The organism is Arthrobacter sp. 05L45_2 (assembly GCF_056397525.1).
The window spans coordinates 1-14,967 of record NZ_JBFTNO010000056.1; the positions used below are offsets into that span (position 1 = coordinate 1).

At 68.3% G+C, this 14,967-nt stretch carries 13 protein-coding genes and 1 pseudogene; 2 read left to right on the top strand and 12 right to left on the bottom strand.

Features of this window, described 5'->3' with window-relative positions:
* Positions 1-141: 141 nt before the first annotated feature.
* Both AC1DHD_RS06545 and rpsF read right to left on the bottom strand, forming a co-directional pair.
* On the bottom strand, positions 142-714 hold the full coding sequence (locus AC1DHD_RS06545) for a single-stranded DNA-binding protein (protein WP_476861451.1): 573 nt from the start codon (positions 712-714) through the stop codon (positions 142-144).
* 55 nt (positions 715-769) lie between these two features.
* Positions 770-1,075 carry a 30S ribosomal protein S6 gene (rpsF, locus tag AC1DHD_RS06550; RefSeq protein WP_056736825.1) on the bottom strand — a complete coding sequence of 102 codons (306 nt, stop codon included), beginning with the start codon at positions 1,073-1,075 and terminating at the stop codon, positions 770-772.
* Positions 1,076-1,324: 249 nt separating this feature from the next.
* Here rpsF and AC1DHD_RS06555 point away from each other — a divergent pair, with 249 nt between their 5' ends.
* The gene (locus tag AC1DHD_RS06555; RefSeq protein WP_476878939.1) at positions 1,325-2,005 is read left to right on the top strand and encodes a DUF1345 domain-containing protein; all 681 of its coding nucleotides are present in this window, start codon (positions 1,325-1,327) and stop codon (positions 2,003-2,005) included.
* A gap of 7 nt (positions 2,006-2,012) precedes the next feature.
* On the opposite strand, the gene AC1DHD_RS06560 is transcribed toward AC1DHD_RS06555, so the two are convergent.
* From AC1DHD_RS06560 to AC1DHD_RS06590, 7 genes and pseudogenes are all read right to left on the bottom strand, one after another.
* Positions 2,013-3,353 (bottom strand): M18 family aminopeptidase, encoded by a 1,341-nt coding sequence (locus AC1DHD_RS06560; protein ID WP_476878940.1) that lies wholly within the window; start codon positions 3,351-3,353, stop codon positions 2,013-2,015.
* A gap of 36 nt (positions 3,354-3,389) precedes the next feature.
* The gene (locus AC1DHD_RS06565) at positions 3,390-4,817 is read right to left on the bottom strand and encodes an amino acid permease (protein ID WP_476878941.1); all 1,428 of its coding nucleotides are present in this window, start codon (positions 4,815-4,817) and stop codon (positions 3,390-3,392) included.
* 283 nt (positions 4,818-5,100) lie between these two features.
* Positions 5,101-5,841, bottom strand: a complete 741-nt coding sequence (locus tag AC1DHD_RS06570) for a response regulator (protein ID WP_476878942.1) — start codon at positions 5,839-5,841, stop codon at positions 5,101-5,103.
* Positions 5,838-7,131, bottom strand: a pseudogene (locus tag AC1DHD_RS06575) (sensor histidine kinase). The gene AC1DHD_RS06570 and the pseudogene AC1DHD_RS06575 overlap by 4 nt, the downstream one beginning before the upstream one ends.
* 35 nt (positions 7,132-7,166) lie before the next feature.
* Positions 7,167-8,060: an ABC-2 transporter permease gene (locus AC1DHD_RS06580; protein WP_476878943.1), complete on the bottom strand. Its 894-nt coding sequence runs from the start codon at positions 8,058-8,060 to the stop codon at positions 7,167-7,169.
* Positions 8,061-8,063: 3 nt separating this feature from the next.
* Positions 8,064-9,008 (bottom strand): ABC transporter ATP-binding protein, encoded by a 945-nt coding sequence (locus AC1DHD_RS06585; protein WP_476878944.1) that lies wholly within the window; start codon positions 9,006-9,008, stop codon positions 8,064-8,066.
* 125 nt (positions 9,009-9,133) lie between these two features.
* Positions 9,134-10,633: a bifunctional phosphatase PAP2/diacylglycerol kinase family protein gene (locus AC1DHD_RS06590; protein ID WP_476878945.1), complete on the bottom strand. Its 1,500-nt coding sequence runs from the start codon at positions 10,631-10,633 to the stop codon at positions 9,134-9,136.
* Between the two features lie 38 nt (positions 10,634-10,671).
* On the opposite strand from AC1DHD_RS06590, the gene AC1DHD_RS06595 reads away from it, so the two are divergent.
* The gene (locus AC1DHD_RS06595; protein ID WP_476878946.1) at positions 10,672-11,388 is read left to right on the top strand and encodes a phosphatase PAP2 family protein; all 717 of its coding nucleotides are present in this window, start codon (positions 10,672-10,674) and stop codon (positions 11,386-11,388) included.
* On the opposite strand, the gene AC1DHD_RS06600 is transcribed toward AC1DHD_RS06595, so the two are convergent.
* The 3 genes from AC1DHD_RS06600 to AC1DHD_RS06610 all read right to left on the bottom strand — a co-directional run.
* Positions 11,321-12,505 carry an MFS transporter gene (locus tag AC1DHD_RS06600; protein ID WP_476878947.1) on the bottom strand — a complete coding sequence of 395 codons (1,185 nt, stop codon included), beginning with the start codon at positions 12,503-12,505 and terminating at the stop codon, positions 11,321-11,323. The genes AC1DHD_RS06595 and AC1DHD_RS06600 overlap by 68 nt on opposite strands.
* The gene (locus AC1DHD_RS06605) at positions 12,502-13,269 is read right to left on the bottom strand and encodes a DeoR/GlpR family DNA-binding transcription regulator (protein WP_476878948.1); all 768 of its coding nucleotides are present in this window, start codon (positions 13,267-13,269) and stop codon (positions 12,502-12,504) included. Before AC1DHD_RS06605 ends, AC1DHD_RS06600 begins: the two co-directional genes overlap by 4 nt.
* Before the next feature lie 66 nt (positions 13,270-13,335).
* On the bottom strand, positions 13,336-14,967 hold a 1,632-nt coding region (locus AC1DHD_RS06610), incomplete at its 5' end, for an ABC-F family ATP-binding cassette domain-containing protein (protein WP_476878949.1).

Sequence of the window (14,967 nt, forward strand, 5' to 3'; positions counted from 1 at the left end):
GTTCAGCCTTAGCCATCGTGGAGCTCCTATTCGATGGAGCCCGTGGATATTGATCCACGGGATGGTGGTGATCCGCCACGGTCGCCGCGCGCCAGCCGAGGGCTGCTTCGCGGGTTCCGGCGTCGGACCTTTAGATGTGTTTTAGAAAGGAGGTTCGGAATCCGGGCCGTTGCCCCAGCCGCCGCCTGCATTGCTGACCCCGGGCGTTGCCCACGGATCGTCCTGCTGTGCGGGCTGGTTGCCGCCCCAGTTTCCGCCGGAGTTGCCGCCCTGGTTTCCACCAGAGTTGCCACCGAAACCGCCGCTGTTGCCGCCGCCGAAGCCACCCTGGCCACCCTGACCGCCGGAGCGCTGGGTGCGGTTGACCTTGGCGTTGGCGTAGCGCAGGCTGGGGCCGATCTCGTCGACTTCCAGCTCGATAACGGTGCGCTTCTCGCCTTCCTTGGTTTCGTAGGAACGGCTCTTCAGCCGGCCGGAAACAATCACGCGCATGCCCTTGGTCAGGGACTCGGCGACGTTCTCGGCGGCTTCGCGCCACACCGATGCGCGGAGGAACAGGGTTTCCCCGTCCTTCCACTCATTGGACTGGCGGTCGAACGTGCGGGGCGTAGAAGCGATGGTGAAGTTCGCTACTGCCGAACCTGACGGTGTGAACCTCAGCTCGGGGTCATTGGTGAGATTACCGATAACCGTAATAGTGGTTTCGCCTGCCATCTACGTCCTCCTTGTTCGTTCCTACGGGGTTAAAGATTGAAAGAGTGAAGCTGAATTACTCAGCAACAACCTTCTGCTCTTCGGGGCGGGTGATCTTGGTGCGCATGATGGTCTCGTTGAGACTCAGCTGGCGGTCAAGTTCCTTGGCGGTAGCCGGCTCGGCGGTGAAGTTCACCACGGCGTAGATACCTTCGGACTTCTTCTGGATTTCGTAAGCCAGTCGACGACGGCCCCAGATGTCAACCTTTTCGATGGTTCCACCATCGTTGGTGATGACGTTCAGGAACTTCTGAAGCGACGGCTCAACGGTACGCTCTTCGACCTCGGGGTCGATGATTACCATCAATTCGTAAGGACGCATATGTGAACCCACCTCCTTTGGGCTAAGCGGTTACGGCATTTCCGTAACAGGAGGTTCATTTGCGGTATCCGCGCGGCGCACCGCCACCGGAACGGAGGCAGGGCGCAGCACAGACTTCAATAGCTTAGTGCATCCGGGCCGGTTTCAGCGATTTCTCCCACGGCCACCCTAGGCGCCGCCGCGTTGGCGGCGGAAGCCGTTCGGCGCGGATGTGGATAAGCTCCCGGGTTGGTATGCCATGATCTGGGCATGAGCTCCGCACCCCGCCCTAAGGCGTCGCCCGTCCACCGCAGCCGGCTGCGCTTTGCCGTGATGGTCCTGGCCGGGCTGCTCGCCGCTGTCGCCACGGGGATCAGCGGACACTGGGTGGAGGCCCCCGCCATCGGCTGGAGCAGCGCTGCGCTGATTTACGTGCTGTGGGTCTGGATCGTGATCGGCCGGCTGGATGCCGCCGAAACCCGTGCCCACGCGATCACGGAGGACCCCTCCCGGAGCGCCACGGACCTGTTGATTCTGGCCGCCAACGTCGCCAGCCTCGCGGCCGTGGCCGCCGTCGTGCTGGATGCGCACAGCAACGACGGCGGATCCCGCCTCGCAGGCGGTTTGCTGGCGCTGGCGTCGGTCGCCCTGTCCTGGATGCTTGTCCAGACTCTCTTCACGGTGCGGTATGCGGGGCTGTACTACAGCACCGCGGCGCGGGCCGGCGCGGAGGAGGGCGGCATCGACTTCAACCAGGACGAACCTCCCCGGTACACCGACTTCGCCTACCTCGCCACCAGCCTGGGCATGACCTACCAGGTCTCGGACACTGCCCTGCGGACCCACGCGATCCGGGCCGAGGCCCTCAAGCACAGCCTGCTGTCCTACCTGTTTGGCACCGTCATCCTGGCTGCCACCATCAACCTCGTGATCGGCCTCGCCGGCTCCTAGGCGGTTCCTAGGCGGCGGTGCGGAAGAAGAGCGCGGCCACCGTCGCGAGCCGGTGCGGGTCCTCGACGCCGCAAAACTCCCGCGCGGAGTGCATCGACAGCAGGGGGACGCCGACGTCGACCGTGCGGATGCCAAGCCGGGTGGCGGTGAGTGGACCGATCGTGGAGCCGCACGGCATAACGTTGTTGGAGACGAACTCCTGGTAGGGGATCCCGGCGTCGGTGCAGAGCCTGGCCCACAGCGCGGCGCCCGCGGCGTCCGTGGCGTAGCGCTGGTTGGCGTTGATCTTCAGCAGCGGCCCGCCGTTCAGGACCGGGCGGTTGGCCGGGTCGTGGCGTTCGGCGTAGTTGGGGTGCACCGCGTGGCCGGCGTCCGCGGAAACGCAGAACGACGCCGCGAATGCCTGCCGCCGCTGGCTCGCGGTGGCGCCGAGCCCGTCAGAAATCCGGACCAGGATGTCCTCCAGCACCGGGCCGCAGGCCCCGGAGCGGGAGGCGGAGCCGATTTCCTCGTGGTCGAAGGCGGCCAGGACAGCGATCGGGCCGTCGGCGGGCACGGCGCCGGAGGCGTGGTCGATCAGGGCCGTCAGTCCGGCGTGGGTGGCGGAGAGGTTGTCCAGGCGTCCGGAGGCGAAGAATTCGTCCCGCGCCCCGAAAACGGCCGGGGCCTGCGTGTCCGCGATGACGATGTCGTAGCCGCCGATCTGCGCGGGGTCCACCGCCGCTCCGTGAACACGCCCGGCAAGCAGGCCCAGGAGATCGGCGTCGGCCGGGTCGCCCAGGCCGAAGACCGGGTTCATGTGCTGTTGCTTGTCCAGGACCAGCCCGTCGTTGACCCCGCGGTCCAGATGRATGGCCAGTTGCGGGAAGCGCAGCAGGGGTCCCGTGGCGGTGAGGTGCTGTGTGCCGTCCAGCATCACCAGCCGCCCGGCGAGCTGCAGTTCGCGGTCCAGCCAGGAGTTCAGCAGGGGTCCGCCATAGACCTCGACGCCGGCCTGCAGCCAGCCGAACTTGCCGGTGGTGGGCTTGGGCTTGAGTTTGAACGACGGCGAGTCGGTGTGCGCGCCGAGGATATTGAAGCCCGTGGTGGGTCCCGCACCGGAGGGCGCCACCCAGGCGATAAGGGCGCCGTCGCGGATTACATAGCAGGCGCCGGCCCGGTCCGCGGCCGCGGTGCCGCCGTCCCCGTTGCTGCCGTTTGTCCAGGGCTGGAGTTCGTCGAGGCGGGTGAACCCGGCCTCATTGAGCCGCCGGGCGGCCTCGTGGACGGCGTGGAAGCTCGACGGCGACGCGCTGACGTAGGCGCCGAGGTCCTGGATGTGCTCTGCTGCTGTGGCGGTGGAAGGCATGGCTCCGAGTCTAGCCTCGGAGCCATGCCCCCGGCCTTAGGAGGCCGGGCCGACGCCTGCGGTTGCTTCTTCGCCGGTCTCGGCGCCGGCCCCGGCGTCGTCACCGGTTTTCGCGGCAGCGTTCCCGCGGTAGCGCCACACGCCGAGCCCTACCACCAAGGCGGCGAGGGCCAGGGAGAGCAGCAGCGACTCCCGGGTCGTGTCCAGCACCACCATGCCTACCAGCAAGGCCACGATGCTGATGATCGCCACCCAGGTCAGGTAGGGGAAGAGCCACATCTTCAGCTCGAGGTCCCGGGCGGCGGTGCCCATCCGGCGGCGCAGGATCAGCTGCGAGATGGAGATGACTAGCCAGACGAACAGGGCGATCGCGCCGGAGGTGTTGACCAGGAACAGGAACACGGTGTCCGGGGCGATGTAGTTCAGGCCCACGGTGATGAACCCGACCACGGTGGAGGCCAGCACCGAGCCGGCCGGGACGCCGCGCTTGGAGATCCGCATCCAGGACCGGGGAGCGTCGCCGCGGCGCGAGAGTGAGAAGAGCATCCGGCTGGCGGTGTAGAGACCCGAGTTCAGGCAGGACAGCACGGAGGTCAGCACCACAACGTCCATGATGGTGCCGGCGCCGGGGATGCCGAACAGCTCGATTACGGCCACGTACGGGCTCTTGGCGACGGAGGCGGAGTTCCACGGCAGCAGGGTCACCACGATGGCGATGGAGCCGATGTAGAAGACCAGGATGCGCCAGACGGTGGACTTCACGGCCTTCTTGACGGCGTCGACCGGGTTCTCGGATTCGCCGGCGGCGATGGTGGCGATCTCTGCGCCGAAGAACGAGAAGACCACCACGAGGATGCCGGCCAAAACGGCGCCGGGTCCGTTGGGCATAAACCCGCCCTTACCGGTCAGGTTGTCCAGTCCCGGGGCGGGAACGCCCGGGATGAGGCCGAGGATGGCCGCGACGCCGAAGAGCAGGAACAGCACGATGGCGGCAACCTTGATGGAGGCGAACCAGAACTCGAACTCACCGTACGACTTCACCGAGCCAAGGTTGGTCAGGGTCAGGAGGATCATCAGGGCCAGGGCCCAGACCCACTGGTCGATGCCGGGCACCCAGCGGTGCATGATCGCGGCGCCGGCGGTGGCTTCGATGCCGAGCACAATGATCCAGAACCATGCGTAGAGCCAGCCGATGCTGAAGCCCGCCCAGCGGCCCAGGGCCTTGTCCGCGTAGGTGGAGAAGGATCCGGTCTCGGGGTTGGCGGCTGCCATTTCACCGAGCATGCGCATCACGAGGATGACCACAAGCCCCGCCGCCAGATAGGCCACCAGGATGCCCGGACCGGCCTGCTGGATGGCGGCGCCCGAGCCGACAAAGAGGCCCGCGCCGATGACGCCGGCGATGGCGATCATGGACAAGTGCCGGGGTTTCAGGGATTTGGAGAGTTGCTGGTCAGCCTGCATGAAGCGCCGTCCTTCGTGGGTGGTGTGGGCCCGTGCCTCCGCTCCGGCGATGCCGGGCAAGGATGTGCGGCGGACCACAGTGTCGTTTCACACTAGACCGCCAGCCCGAACCGCTGTTCTGTGCAGATATACAGATTACGGCAGCGGTTTTCGGACGGACCTCCAGCAATGGGGCCCGGGAGGCAATGGGTGTTGCCTCCGCGGCAATTCCGAAATGTGCGTGAAACCACTGTTTCAGGCTCCTGGGGGCACGGTTGCGCCGATCGCCCAGCAGTCCGTGCGCCTAGTAGTCCGGGTTGCTCGGCACCACCAGGCCGGTCTCATAGGCGTAGACCACGGCCTGGACCCGGTCCCGGAGCTGCAGCTTGTTGAGGATGCGCCGCACATGGGTTTTGACGGTCGCTTCGGACAGGAAATACCGGTGCGCGATCTCGGCATTGGATAGACCCTCGGAGATGGCCTCGAGCATTTCCGTCTCCCGTGGCGTCAGTTCCTCCAGCAGGGGATCCCGCGCGGGCCGGGCCGCGGGCCGCGGCTGCCCGCCTGCTGGCCCGCCTGCCTGCCCGTCCGGGCCGCCGTCCTGCTGCCCGCTGCGGACGTAGGTCTCCAGGAGCCGCCGCGTAATCCGCGGTGCCACAACGGCGTCGCCGCTGGCCACAATCCGGACGGCGCTGACCAGCTCCGCGGGGGCCACATCCTTGAGCAGGAAGGCCGACGCCCCGGCCTGCAGTCCCGCGAAGGCGTATTCGTCGAGGTCAAACGTGGTCAGGATGATGATCCGCGCCGCCGAGCCGGAGGAGGTGATGGTCCGGGTCGCCTCGATCCCGTCTAGTACGGGCATCCGCACGTCCATCAGCACCACGTCGGGCCGCAGCTCCTCGGTGCGGCGCACGGCCTCGGCTCCCTCGGAGGCTTCGCCCACGACGCACAAATTCTCCTCCCCTTCGAGGATCAGCCGGAAGCCCATCCTGAGCAGGGGCTGGTCGTCCACCAGCAGGATGCGGATCGGTCCGTCGTCGGTCATGACGCTCCCTTGTCTAGGTTGCAGTTCAGGACGGCGCGCACACGCCAGCCCCCCCTTCGCGGCCGGTCCGGCCTCCACCGTGCCGGCATAGAACCGGGCGCGTTCGCGCATCCCGGCGAGGCCCTGGCCGGAACCCAGCGGTCCGGGTGGCTGTTCCAGGCCGCCCTTGCCGTCGTCGAGCACCTCGATGGCCACGGTGGCATTGTTCCGCGAAATCCTGACATCCACACGGCCCAGGGACCGGCCGTAACGCAGCACGTTCGTCAGCGACTCCTGGACTATCCGGTACACCGTCAACTGGAATGCGGCGTCTTCCGGCAGCGCCGGGCCGGAGTGCGAGTACTGCACGGGCAGGCCGGCCGTGCGGAATCCCGCCAGCAGTTTGGCCAGGTTCCCGCCGGCCACCAGCGGCTCCCGGGGGGCCGCGCCCGGGGCGGCATCATCGCGCAGGACGCCGAGGACCCTGCGCATATCCGCCAGCGCCGTCCGGCCGGTCCGGGAGAGTTCGCCGAGCACCTCCCCGGCCCGCTGCGGGTCCCTGTCCAGGACGACGGCGGCGCCGTCGGACAGGCTCACCATCACGGTGAGGGAGTGCGCCACGACGTCGTGCATTTCGCGCGCAATCCGGTTCCGTTCGTTCACCGATCCAAGCTGCGCGGCGGTGGCGGCCCAGGCGGTGATCTCCTCCTCATGCTCCCGCCGCTGCCGGACCGAGATCCCGATTCCGGTGGCAATCACGCTGGAGAGGATGATACTCACCCCGGCCGCGATGCTGGTGACCAGCTGGAAGTTGGCCGGGGTGCTGACGGCCATGTCCGGCAGCCGCCCGTCCAGCGGGCCGACGGCCAGCGAGACGTAGAGTGCCGCCAGCGGCGCCGTCGAGAGGGCCAGGGCAATAAAGGTAAAGCGCCGGGAGCGGACCAGGGCCACCGAGTACAGGGCGAACCAGAGGCCGGCCGAGACGTTGGAGCCCCACGGGTGCAGCGCGGAGACCGCGAGTTCCAGCACGGCCGCCGCCGCCAGGACCAGCACCGGGCGGGCGCGGCGGAACAGGAGCACGACGGCGGTGGCGGCCAGCAGGACCAGCACCTGCCACGGGCCGCCGCGCAGGGACTGCACCGCCGTCGGGGTCGCCAGGAGCAGGTAGGTAAGGACCACCAGGACGTCCATCACCCGCGGGTGCAGGTGGAGGTAGCGCCGGACCCGGCCGCGCCGCCGGGCCGTGATTTCGGCGAAGGACGCACCGGCCTGGCCGGCCGGTGCGTCCTTGGGGGGTGCTGCGTCGATCATGCTCCGAGCCTAGACGCTGGTACCCGCGGGCCCTGCTAGACGTCGCGCTTCTTGAGCAGGAACCCTGCGAGGACCAGCGGGATGACCGCCCAGGCACCCAGGACCAGGGCGGCCTGCCAGGCTTCCAGGGTGTCCGGAACGTGCTCGGACGCGGTCAGCGGCGCCAGCGTGTTGGCCGGCATGAATTTGCGCAGTTCCTTGACGAAGTCGCCCTGGATGATTTCCAGCGCAATCGGGAGCACGAAGAAGATTCCGACGAGGCTCATAATGCCGCCGGCCGAGTTGCGGATCAGCGCCCCGAGCGCCATCCCGATTGCGGCGACCGCTGCCACGTAGGCGCTGTTGATCAGGAGGGTCCGGTAATAGTGCCCGCTGGAGATATCGAGGGTGTGGCCGTACTGGTCCAGGATCGGCGCGGCCACCAGGCCGGCGAGATAGAGGGACACGGCGGTGACCAGGAAGGCGGACACCACCACCACAACCAGTTTTGCCACGAAGGCCGGGATGCGCTTCGGGACGGCGGTGAAGGTGGACCGCGCCATGCCGGTGGTGAACTCGGAGCTGATGATCAGCACGGCCAGGGAGCCGAGGATCAGCTGTGCGAAGGAGATTCCGGCGCTGGGTGCGGAGGCGGCAATGTCGCCCTGGGCCGCCAGCGCGGCGGACCGCTGGGGATTGCTGGAGGACGCCTGCAGTGCCTGGCCGATTCCCCACGCGGCGAGGGCGCCGACACCGACGATCACGGCGACGGTGGCCGCCAGCAGGATAAGCGTGGACAGGAGCGTGCGGAACTTGATGACTTCGGAGTTCAGGACGCGCAGGAAACTGGGCCCGGGTCCCGTGCTGAGGCTGTTGCCGGCCGGGGTGCCCGCCGTGCCGGCGTGGGCGCCGCGGCTGGAGGGGGTGGGTTCGAGGGTGGTGGAGCTCATGGCTTAGTTGCCTCCGGACTGGTCGGGGGCGTGGGCACCCGTGGTGACGAGCGAGTGGTATTCGACCTCATCCTTGGTCAGCTCCATGTAGGCCTCCTCAAGACTGGCCTGGAGCGGGGTAAGTTCGTAGATCATGACGCGGTTCTCAAGCGCGGTCCGGGCGATGTCGCGCGGCTGGAGACCTGAGACCTCCAGGAGCTCGTTGTCCTGGACTTCCACGGTGACGCCCGCGCCGGCCAGAAGCTGCATCAGCTGGTCCGGCTGGTCGGTGCGGACAAGGGTGCGGCCCTGCCCCTTGCCGGTGATGATGTCCTGGATGGGCGCATCGGCGATGATCCGGCCCCGGCCGATCACGATCAGGTGGTCCGCGGTGACGGCCATTTCGCTCATCAGGTGGCTGGAGAGGAACACGGTCCGGCCCTCGGAGGCCAGGTACTTGACCAGGTTCCGCACCCAGACCACTCCTTCCGGGTCCAGGCCGTTGACGGGTTCGTCCAGGATGACGGTCTGCGGGTCGCCGAGCAGTGCCGCGGCGATGCCCAGCCGCTGGCCCATGCCGAGGGAGAACCCGCCGACCTTCTTCTTGGCCACCTCGGCCAGCCCGGTCATCTCGATGACGTCGTGCACACGCTTCTTGGGGATGCTGTGGGTGGCGGCCATGGCCAGCAGGTGGTTGTAGGCCGAGCGGCTGGTATGGACGGCTTTGGCGTCCAGCAGGGCACCGACGTCGCGCAGCGGCGCCTGGTGGCGGTCGAAYGGCACGCCGTTGACGGTGACGGAGCCCGACGTCGGCCGGTCCAGTCCCATGATCATGCGCATGGTGGTGGATTTTCCGGCGCCGTTGGGGCCCAGGAATCCGGTGACCCTGCCGGCTTCGACGGTGAAATTGACTCCGGCGACGGCGGTTTTTTCGCCGTACACCTTGGTCAGGCCTCGTGCTTCGATCATGGAAGCGTTCCTTTGCGTCGCGTGTGGTTGTGTACCTACCACGCTACCGACGCGGGCGGCCGAATTCGCCGCTCTCAGGGATGATTCAGGGCCCGGTCAGGGTAGTCCGCGGGGATGACCCGTGGCTATTCCGTTTGCGGGGTGTAGTAGACCAGGCCTGCGGGTTCCACCGAGAACTCGACGGCGCGGACGCCGGGCATCACCTCACCGTCCACGGCCAGCACCATGGTGGTGTCGCCCGGTTCCACGCGGATGCGGGTTGCCTCGCTCAGGTGGGTGATCCGGGAGGTGGCCACGGTGCCGGTCAGCACGGACCAGAGCAGCCGCAGGCGGGCGAAGGATTCGTCCGCGGTGATCATGCGCAGGTCCAGGACGCCGTCGTCCAGCACCGGACGGACCAGCGGGGCGTGGTCGCGCGGGTAATAGCGGCCGCGGCCGACGTACAGAATCCACAATTTGTGCCGCCGGCCGTCGACCACCAGGGTGCTGGGAGTGCCTGCGGCGAAGGTACGGAACATGGCCACCACACCTGCCAGGGGCTTGCCCAGTGCGGGCTGGAGGTGTTCCCTGCGGCGCACCAGGTTGGGGTAGAGCCCGATGCTCGCGGTGTTCAGCATGGTGAGGTCCAGCCGCTCGGGGCTCTCCGGCAGGCCCCGCTCCACAGCCACATGGCCGAGGTCGGCGCAGGCGGCCTCGCCCCGGGTGGCAGCCTGGACGGCCGCCTCGAGGGTTCCGATGCCGGCGTCCCGGGCAAAGTGGTTGAGCGTGCCGCCGGGCAGCACCAGCAGCGGGATGGAATGTTCGACGGCGGCCGCGGCGGCCGTGCCCACGGTCCCGTCTCCGCCCCACACGCCGAGGGCAACGACGCCCGGGCGGGTGGCGACGGCCGTGATTTCCGCTGCGACGTCGTCCTCCGGGCCGATTTCCTTTATATACGCCTTGGGGAATATTTTCTGCAGGGCACCGGCTGTTTCGGCGGCGTAGGAGCCGCCCAGGGTATTCACGGCGATGCCGAGCCCCTCGCCGTCGGGCAGCGCCGGGGCGTCCACCGGACTGCGCCGGACCGCCGGGAAAGGCGGCCGGACCGGCCACCACTTCCGCGTCACAAGGGCGGCGCCCGAGCCGATGGCTGAGCCGAAGAAAACGTCCGAGGGCCAGTGCGCACCGGTGTGGACCCGGGAGTAGGCCACCGCGGCCGCGGCCGGTGCCAGTGCGGCGCCGAGGGCCGGACGGACCAGCCCCACGCCCAGGGCGAAGGCCGCGGCCGAGGCCGAGTGGCCCGAGGGCATGGAGGAACTGGTGGGCTGGGGGTTGACGAAGCGGAAGACGGGCAGGTGCTCCGGCAACGGGCGGGCGCGGGGCAACAGCGTCTTGAAGACCATGTTGGTCACTGCGGACGCGACGCCCTGCGCCAGGAGTCCGTGCAGGGCGGCCCGGCGGGTTTTCCCCGGGAAGAGCGCCATCACGGCCGCAATGCCCATCCAGAGCTTGCCGTTATTGGCGGCAGCGGACAGGTGGCGGAAGAAGTCATCGTGGCCGCCGCCCGGGAGCCGGGAGACTGAGCGGACCAGCCTGCGGTCCAGCTTCTCCAGTCCCCGCGGTGTTTTTCTCAGCATGCTTCGCATTTCCCCACCTTACTGCCGGGCGCAGCTAGGATGAGGCGATGACCCGAGTGCTGGATCCCCGGCCATTGGCTGCAGGCCGCGTCCTGGCGGTTAGTACCGTTATGCTCACCGTCGCCGCGGTGCTGGGCGGGTTGTTGCTGGCCAACGTCGCCAACCCGCCGTTCCAGGGCCTGGACCGGGGGTGGGCGGGGTTTATCACCGGCCTGCGCAGCCCCTTCTGGGACGCCATCAACGCCGTCCTCAACGTCGCCGGCTACCGCGGGGTCCTGGTCGTGCACGGACTTTTGGTGCTGGCTCTCCTGATCCGGCGCCGGCCGCAGACGGCGGTTTTCAGCGCCGCCGCCGGAGTGGCGGTCCTGATCCTCACCCAGGTCATCAAGGCTGGCGTGCTGCGCGAACGGCCGCAGAACACCGTGGTCCTCACCGACACGGGGTCGTTCCCCTCCGGTCACGTCGCCACCACCACCGCCTTCGTCCTGGTGCTGGCACTGCTGATGGCCAAAGCGTGGGTATGGCTGCTGGCGTCTGCCGGCACCATGGCCATGATGGTCAGCCGTACCTACCTGTCGGCCCACTGGCTGACGGACACCGTTGGCGCTGTCTGCCTGGCAGCCCCGGTGGTGCTGCTGCTCTGGCTGGGATTCCAGCGCTCCTGTATCCGGGAGAACGGCGACGCGCGGCGGCTCCTTAGCTGGCGCGCACGGGCCGCGCGGCGCCGGCGAGCAGCAGGGCAACCAGAATCGGCACACCGATAACCAGCAGCGCCAGCCGGATTCCGGTCAGGTCTCCGAGGTAGCCCAGCAGCGGTGGCCCGGCCAGGAACGCCACGTACCCCAGCGTTGACACGACAGAGACCCGCGCCRCCGCGTGGCGTGGATCGTCGGCCGCCGCGGACATACCCATCGGGAAAGCCAGCGCGGCCCCCATTCCCCAAAGCGCTGCACCGGCTGCCGCCAGCCAGATGTTACCGGCGAGGACAAAGAGTCCCAGCCCGGCCGCAGCGGCCGCCATGCTGGCCCGCAGCACGGCCACCCGGCCGTAGGCGTCGATCGCCCGTCCGCCAAAAAAGCGCATGGCCGTCATCGCCAGAACAAAGACCGCAAACAGCAGGGCACCGCTCGACTGTTCGGCGCCGAGTCCGTCCACGGAGGCCTTGGCGATCCAGTCGTTCCCGGCACCCTCGGTCAGGGTTGCGCCCAGGACGACGACGCCGATCAGCAGGGTCCGGCCGTCCCGCCAGGCGGCAGCCCGCGGCTGCGGAGCCTCACCTGCGGCGGGGGCGTCCGGCGTCGTGTGCGGCAGGAAGTAGCGGGGAGCCATCTGGGCGGCGACGGCCACCACGAGGGCGATGACCAGCAGGTGGGTAGGCAGTCCGACGCCGAGTTCGGACAGGCCGGCCCCGGCCAGCGCGCCCACGAAGGCGCCGCCGCTGAAGGCCGCGTGGAACTGCGGCATAATCGTCCGGCCCAGCCGGTGTTCGACGTCGGCCCCTTCAATGTTCTGGGAGACGTCCCAGAGGCCGATGCCGATGCCGAAGAAGAACAGGGAAACAGCCGTTCCGGCCACGGAGCCGGCGTTGAGGGACAGGGCGATGCCGACGCCGCCGGCGGCCGCCAGCAGACCGGCCGCGCGGACGGTGTTGCCCGTTCCCAGCCGGCCCACCACCCATCCCGCCGTCGGCAGGGCGATCAGCGAGCCTACGGCAACGCACAGCAGCAGGCTGCCCATCTGCCCGGAGCTGAGTTGCAGGATTTCGGTGACCGCCGGGATGCGGGCGGCCCAGCTGGCGAAGACCAGCCCGTTGATGCCGAAGATCAGGAACGTCGCCGCGGCCGCGGCTTTGACCTGCGGGGCGGTTGTTGTGCTTGTCATACGATCACTGCTTCCACCGAGTGTCGGGCGAGCTCAGCACGTTCGGCCGGGCCCAGGTTCTTGTCTGTCACCAGAATGTCGACGGCGTCGAGCGCAGCGACCAGCGCGACGGCGCTGGCGTTCCACTTGGCATCCGAGCACGCGGCAATCACGCGTGCGGCTGACTCGAGGCCGGCGCGTTTAACGGCTGCGTCCTCGAGGTCGTGGGCCAGGAGGCCGTCGCGGAGGTTCAGCGCACACGGTGTCACGACGGCGGTGTCGAACCGGAGGGCGCGGATGTTGGATTCGGCCATGGGGCCGCGGAAGGACAGTTCGCCGGGGGTGAGGCTTCCGCCGGGCAGCAGCAGTTCTGGCCGCGGGCCGGGGGCCGTTCCGGTCAGGGCGTTGACGGCCTGCAGCGACATCGGCATGACTGTGATGTCCCGGCCCTGCAGCCGGCGTGCCACTTCGGTGGCTGTGGTGCCGCTGTCCAGCCAGACGTGTCCGCGGTCTTTGAGCAGGGCTGCCACGCCGGCGGCGATGCGCATCTTGGCGTCGTGGTCCTCGAGTTCACGCTGGCCGTACTCGGGGTTCTCGCCGCGGGACACCAGGCTCCGGGCGCCACCGTGGACGCGGCGCAGGACCCCCCGGAGGGCCAGGACGTCAAGGTCGCGGCGGATAGTGGCACCCGAGGCGCCGCATTCGGCGGTGAGCTCTTCCACGCTCATGTGCTCCCGCTGGCGCAGCAGTTCACCGATCCTGCGGTGACGCTCCTCGGTACTCATGCTTAAACGATAGGTCTGGATGATCAATTAATCAAAAGTTTGATCATCTACGGGTGTGCGGGCGGATTAGCGGGCGCGTTCGACGCGTTTTTCGTCCCAGACGGGTTCACCGGATTCGTAGACCCGGCCGTCGGAGCCGAACACGAGGAACCGGTCGAAGGTCCGGGCGAACCAGCGGTCGTGGGTGACGGCCAGGACCGTGCCCTCGAAGTGGTCGATGGCGCGTTCAAGCGCCTCGGCCGAGTGCAGGTCCAGGTTGTCCGTGGGCTCGTCGAGGAGCAGCAGGGTGGCGCCGGAGAGCTGCAGCAGCAGGATCTGGAACCGGGCCTGCTGGCCGCCGGAGAGCGACTCGTACTTCTGCTCCGACTGCGAGGCCAGGCCGTAGCCGTCCAGGGCGCCGGCGGCCGCCTCGCGCGCCATCCCGGAGCGGTGTTCGTCGCCGCGGTGCAGGATTTCCAGCAGGGTCTTGCCGAGCAGGTCGGGACGGACGTGTGTCTGGGCAAAGAATCCGGGCCGGATCCGGGCGCCGAGCTTCACCGTTCCCTCGTGCGGGACCTCGGCGATTTCGACGTCGGATACGGGGAGGTGCTCACGTTCCGGATCCGTGCCGCCGGTGGCCAGCAGCCGAAGGAAGTGGCTCTTGCCGGAGCCGTTGGAACCGAGGACGCCCACCCGGTCGCCGAACCAGACTTCGGTGGAGAACGGTTTCATCAGTCCGGTGAGCTCGAGCTTCTCGGCCACGATGGCGCGCTTGGCCGTGCGCCCGCCTTTGAGCCGCATCTTTACGTTTTGTTCGATCGGCAGCGCTTCCGGCGGACCCGCCTCCAGGAACTTCGCCAGCCGGGTCTGTGCCGCGTGGTACCGGTTGGCCATGTCGGAGCGGAACGCCGCCTTGTTCTTGTACATGTTGACGAGTTCCTTGAGCTTGACGTGCTCCTCGTCCCAGCGCTTGCGGAGTTCCTCGAAACGGGCATTGCGGTCGGCGCGGGCCTCAACGTAAGAGCCGAAGCCGCCGCCGTGGATCCACGCGCCGGCACCGTTGATGCCGGGTTCCAGCGTCACGATGCGGCCCGCGGCGTTGTTGAGCAGCTCGCGGTCGTGGCTGATGAAGAACACGGTCTTCTTGGACTCGTTCAGCTTTGCCTCGAGCCAGCGCTTGCCCGGCACGTCGAGGTAGTTGTCCGGCTCGTCGAGCAGCAGCAGCTCGTCCGGTCCCGCGAACAGGGCTTCGAGGACCAGCCGTTTCTGTTCGCCACCGGACAGGCTCGACGCCGGCCGGTGCTGCGCGCGGTCAAACGGCAGGCCAAGTGCCGCCATGCAGACTTCGTCCCATACGGTCTCGACGTCGTAGCCGCCGGCGTCGCCCCAGTCGACGATCGCCTGGGCGTACTTCATCTGGGTCGGTTCGTCGTCGTGCTCGATCATGGCCAGTTCGGCTTCGTCGACGGCGCGCGCGGCGGCAGCCAGGGCGGGCGGCGCGGCGGACACCAGCAGGTCCCGGACCGTGGAGTCGTCCCGGACCTGGCCGACGAACTGGCGCATGATCCCCATGTTCCCGGACCGGCCGATCACGCCTTCGTCCGGGACGAGGTCACCGGAGATGATCCGGAAGAGGGTGGTCTTGCCGGTTCCGTTGGGTCCGATCAGCGCTGTTTTGCTGCCGTCCGGGACCTTGAACGTCACGCCATTGAGCAGCTG

What these genes read in the sequence shown, in the direction of transcription:
- AC1DHD_RS06555 (WP_476878939.1), top strand. Translation starts at nt 1,325, where the DNA reads ATGAGCTCCGCACCCCGCCCTAAGGCGTCGCCCGTCCACCGCAGCCGG.
- AC1DHD_RS06570 (WP_476878942.1), bottom strand. Translation starts at nt 5,841, where the DNA reads ATGACCGACGACGGACCGATCCGCATCCTGCTGGTGGACGACCAGCCC.
- AC1DHD_RS06545 (WP_476861451.1), bottom strand. Translation starts at nt 714, where the DNA reads ATGGCAGGCGAAACCACTATTACGGTTATCGGTAATCTCACCAATGAC.
- AC1DHD_RS06595 (WP_476878946.1), top strand. Translation starts at nt 10,672, where the DNA reads ATGACCCGAGTGCTGGATCCCCGGCCATTGGCTGCAGGCCGCGTCCTG.
- AC1DHD_RS06590 (WP_476878945.1), bottom strand. Translation starts at nt 10,633, where the DNA reads ATGCGAAGCATGCTGAGAAAAACACCGCGGGGACTGGAGAAGCTGGAC.
- AC1DHD_RS06565 (WP_476878941.1), bottom strand. Translation starts at nt 4,817, where the DNA reads ATGCAGGCTGACCAGCAACTCTCCAAATCCCTGAAACCCCGGCACTTG.
- AC1DHD_RS06605 (WP_476878948.1), bottom strand. Translation starts at nt 13,269, where the DNA reads ATGAGTACCGAGGAGCGTCACCGCAGGATCGGTGAACTGCTGCGCCAG.
- AC1DHD_RS06580 (WP_476878943.1), bottom strand. Translation starts at nt 8,060, where the DNA reads ATGAGCTCCACCACCCTCGAACCCACCCCCTCCAGCCGCGGCGCCCAC.
- rpsF (WP_056736825.1), bottom strand. Translation starts at nt 1,075, where the DNA reads ATGCGTCCTTACGAATTGATGGTAATCATCGACCCCGAGGTCGAAGAG.